Source organism: Desulfofundulus sp. (assembly GCF_049701015.1).
GTDB lineage: Bacteria > Bacillota > Desulfotomaculia > Desulfotomaculales > Desulfovirgulaceae > Desulfofundulus.
Map to the genome: position 1 here is coordinate 1 of NZ_JBNATZ010000213.1, position 4,323 is coordinate 4,323.

At 52.3% G+C, this 4,323-nt stretch carries 5 protein-coding genes and 1 pseudogene; all 6 read left to right on the forward strand.

Going from position 1 to position 4,323, the window contains the following annotated elements:
• On the forward strand, nucleotides 1-1,101 hold a 1,101-nt coding region (gene murA / locus ACPLUI_RS11665), incomplete at its 5' end, for a UDP-N-acetylglucosamine 1-carboxyvinyltransferase (RefSeq protein WP_424660433.1).
• 196 nt (nucleotides 1,102-1,297) lie between these two features.
• On the forward strand, nucleotides 1,298-2,008 hold the full coding sequence (locus ACPLUI_RS11670) for a cell division protein FtsQ/DivIB (protein ID WP_424660434.1): 711 nt from the start codon (nucleotides 1,298-1,300) through the stop codon (nucleotides 2,006-2,008).
• A 16-nt stretch (nucleotides 2,009-2,024) separates the two neighbouring features.
• Nucleotides 2,025-2,741, forward strand: coding sequence for a DUF881 domain-containing protein (locus ACPLUI_RS11675; RefSeq protein ID WP_424660435.1), 717 nt, complete (start codon nucleotides 2,025-2,027; stop codon nucleotides 2,739-2,741).
• Entirely contained in the window at nucleotides 2,738-3,442 is a 705-nt protein-coding gene (locus tag ACPLUI_RS11680) for a DUF881 domain-containing protein (protein ID WP_424660436.1), read from the forward strand. Before ACPLUI_RS11675 ends, ACPLUI_RS11680 begins: the two co-directional genes overlap by 4 nt.
• A 5-nt stretch (nucleotides 3,443-3,447) precedes the next feature.
• The gene (locus tag ACPLUI_RS11685) at nucleotides 3,448-3,795 is read left to right on the forward strand and encodes a small basic family protein (RefSeq protein ID WP_424660437.1); all 348 of its coding nucleotides are present in this window, start codon (nucleotides 3,448-3,450) and stop codon (nucleotides 3,793-3,795) included.
• Between the two features lie 68 nt (nucleotides 3,796-3,863).
• Nucleotides 3,864-4,323 (forward strand): annotated as a pseudogene (locus ACPLUI_RS11690) (hypothetical protein); the annotation flags it as partial.

Below are 4,323 nucleotides of genomic sequence, written 5' to 3' on the forward strand. Positions count from 1 at the left end.
ACCATGTGTGATGTCCTGGATCACCTGGGGGCACGAGTTCAAAGGGAAGGTGATTCCGTAAGGGTTGAAACCACTCACATACAATCTCTGGAAGTAGGGGAAGACTTAATGCGCCGGATGCGGGCATCCAACCTGGTGCTTGGACCTCTTCTGGGACGATTTCGCCGTGTCAGGATCTCCTACCCCGGCGGCTGCAATATCGGTTCCCGGCCTATGAACCTGCACTTAAAAGGTCTGAAGGCTATGGGAGCCAGGATTGACGAAAGTTTCGGTTATATTACCGTGGAAGCTGATAAACTGGTGGGAGCGGAAATCCACCTGGATGTTCCCAGTGTGGGTGCTACGGAGAATATTATGATGGCTGCTGTGCTGGCAGAGGGTACCACTATCATCCGCAATGCTGCCAAGGAACCGGAGATAGTAGATCTGCAGAATTTTTTGAACAGGATGGGGGCGAGAATCAAAGGTGCAGGTACGGATGTAATCCGAATCGAAGGAGTGAAACATCTCTATTCAGTGGAACACGTGGTAATTCCAGACCGCATTGAAGCGGGGACGCACCTGGTAGCTGGTGCCATTACAGGTGGAGATGTCACGGTAACCAATGTTATTCCCGAACACCTGGAGCCTGTACTGGCCAAATTAAAGGAAATGGGCTTTTGGGTGGAGACGGGTGATGAACATGTGCGGGTTGTGGCTCAGGGGCGGCCGCGGGCAGTAGATATCAAGACTCTGCCTCACCCCGGTTTTCCTACCGATATGCAGCCGCAAATGATGGCCCTGGCCTGCCTGGCGGAGGGAACCAGTATCATAACCGAAACAGTTTTTGAGAATCGTTTCAAACACGTAAGTGAACTGAGGAGGATGGGTGCCGACATCAAGGTGGAGGGGCAGACAGCCATCGTGAAGGGAGTGGAAAGGCTTACCGGTGCTCCCGTCATGGCTACTGACTTGCGTGCGGGTGCCGCCCTGGTCCTGGCAGCCCTGGCAGCTGAAAATGGTACCGTTGTGGAAGGTGTAGAACACATTGACCGGGGTTATGAAAGATTGGAACAAAAGTATACCGCCCTGGGGGCAAAGATTATGAGAGTATCCACTTAAATGTGGCTCTTTTTTAGTTTTTGGGTGGACAAGTTTTTCTGGTTGCTATAATATTTTGGTATAATAATCCGGGAACGGGAAAAGAGGGTATTTATTGCTTCTCGGAGCCAGCCGGCAGGCTGGATAGCAAAGGATACCAGGTATCCGCGGGCATCAATTCTGTTTGTTCAAGGACAAACTATAGGAGTGGTGGAGGTTGAGCATACCGCGGCATACCGGAAGAAATCTTACCGAAAGGATTTTGTTTGCTTTTGTGGTTCTGCTGGCCGCCTTTATCCTCCTGGGTTCGCCTCTGTTTGAGGTGCGCGAAATCGAAGTTAAGGGTAACACTCTACTGCCGGATAAAAAAATTGTAGAACTTTCCGGAATCGCTTCCGGTACCAATATTTTTAAAGTTAATTTAAAAGAGTCGGCGTCTCGAATCCGTACTGTTCCATTTATCAAAGACGTCAGGCTTACCCGTGAGTTTCCGTCCAGGATTGTAATTTCAGTAGAGGAAAGAAAGGCGGTAGCTTTAATTCCCGTCAAGGACGGCTTTATGCAGGTGGACAGGGAAGGCGTCTGCCTGCAGGAAAGCGGGGTGACCGGTTCCCTGCCGGTGGTGACGGGGGTGTTGACCCATGCACCTGCTCCTGGCCAGGTAATCCATGATGCAAAACTTGGTACCGCCCTGCAGGTAATCGATCAACTGCCAGGGTCGCTTTGTAGCAAGCTTTCGGAAATACACGTTAATGATCAGGGTCAGGTAGTGTTTTATACCCTGGATGGGGTGGAATGCCGTATGGGTACGCCCGTGGATCTTCCTGAAAAAGTAGGTATACTCCTGCAGGTTCTCGAGCAGGTGAGCAGCCGGCAGATAGACTACATAGACCTCTCCGGTGTTCCAGTAGTTAAATATGCCAGATAAAACTGGGGGCAAGACCATGAAGATCAGGGGATTTCACTGGGCGTTCGTCCTGGTGGGGCTGGTTATGGGTCTGATGCTGGTGGTACAGTTTCGTTTGACCAGAGACATCCAGGAAACGCCCCCCGTAAAGCAAACGCAAGACCTGGCTGTCCGGGTCAATCAAGCCAGGAAGGAGCGGGATGATCTCCAGAGGCGGGTAAGTGACCTGCGGGCCCGCCTGGATGAAGTGGCGGCTGATCCCCGTTTGAATGCCTTGAAGGATGAGTTGAACCGTGCGCGTATTATAGCCGGCCTTGTGGATGTTGCGGGGCCGGGGGTGGAGGTAACCTTAAATGACAGCAACCAGGCGTTACAACCGGGGCAAAATCCGAACCTCTATGTTTTGCATGATGAAGACGTGCTGAAAGTTATCAACGAGTTAAAAGCAGCAGGGGCTGAGGCTATAGCTATCAATGGGCAGCGGATGCTTGCCACCAGCGAAATACGCTGTATCGGCCCCACCATTTTAACCAATCGCAACCAGCGGCTGACCCCACCTTTTGTCGTCTCGGCTATTGGAAATCCGGATAATTTGATTAATTCCCTGTTAATGAGAGGCGGGGTTGTGGAGCAACTGCGTTTTTGGGGTATACAGGTGGAGGTTAAAAAAATGGCCCAACTTACGGTGCCCGCTTATACGGGAGGGGTACGTTTTGAATATGCCCGTCCTCTCGAGGAAGGAGCAAGACAATGAAGCTGTCCACTTACCTGTCCCTCGGATTGGTAGCTCTGGTTTTAGGCCTCCTCATCGTTTTCCAGTTCCGGGTCAACAGGCACATTGAACAGGGTGTTCCGGCTGGCCGGGCGCAGGAGCTGGCCCTGGAACTCCGCCAGCTGGAGAAGGATAACGGCAAACTTGAAGCTGAGGCTGATGATTTAAACCGTAAACTGGAGCAGGCTACCCGGGGACATACGGAGGCAGAGAAGGCTCTCAGGGATGAGCTGGATAAAGCCAGGTTGCTGGCCGGACTGGTCCCTGTTACCGGTCCCGGGATTGAAGTAACACTGGACAATCCTCCCCAGCAGGCTGGAAGGGGGCCTGTTACTCTTTATACTATCCGGGACGAAGATCTGCTGCGGGTGGTCAATGAACTGCGGGGTGCTGGTGCCGAGGCTCTTTCCATCAATGGCCAGCGCATAGTGGCTCATACAGAGATCCGCTGGGCTGCCCCGTTTATTAATGTTAACCTGACCAGGGTGGTACCACCCTATCATATCCTGGCTATCGGTAAGCCGGATAATTTAAAAAGTGCCCTGGAAATCCCGGGGGGGCTGGTTGAATATTTACAGGATCTCGGGGTTCAGGTGAAGATCCAACCTTACAGTCAGCTTACCGTCCCGGGTTATGCCCGCACGGCGGAGTTCCGTTATGCCAAACCAGTGGTTAAAGGGTGAGGAAGATGTGGTTGGGTATCTGGCTGGCTATTGCCGGTCTGGTTCTCGGGGTGTTGCTGGGACTGAACATCCCGCTGGTGGTTCCGCAGATTTACGCCAAGTATCTCTCTGTGGCGGCACTGGCTGCTCTGGACTCGGTTTTTGGAGGTATCCGGGCAGCCATGGAGGAACAGTTTGACAACACAGTTTTTATTTCAGGTTTCTTCAGCAATGCTCTGCTGGCTGCAGGTCTGGCCTTTATTGGAGAGCGTCTGGGGATCGATCTCTATTTGGCTGCCGTGGTGGCTTTCGGGGTCCGGTTGTTTCAAAACCTTGCTATTATACGGCGGTACCTGTTTAAAAAATTAAAATAAAGTTTAAAGGGAAAAGACCCGGTGACGTTGAATTTTACATTTTTAGTAACTGGTAGGGGGTGCCCCGCTTGACTGGAAAGGAAGTTGTGGCTGGCCTGGATGTGGGTACGTCCAGTATGGTGGCGGTGGTAGCCCGTGTTGCCGATACTGAACGGGCGGCTGGAGTGGGCTGGTGTCCATCCCTGGGTATGCGCAAGGGTATAGTTATTGATGTGGAAGGAGCAGCTCAAGCGGTACGGCGGGCCGTGGAGATGGCGCAGGAGGCTGCCGGATGCAGTGTCGGTGCTGTTTGTGTGGGCTTTTCAGGTCACGGTGTAAACGTGCTCACCAGACATGCTGAGATAAGTATTGGTCGTGGGGGGAAAATTACCACCGGGGATGTGGCGGACCTGATACAGATTTTGAGGGGAACAGAAGTATCTCCCGGGAGGCAGGTCCTGCAGGTAGTGCCTGTGGAATTTATGATTGACGATATACCATGCGGGGATAATCCTGTAGGATGTAAAGGCTCCAGACTATCAATGCAAG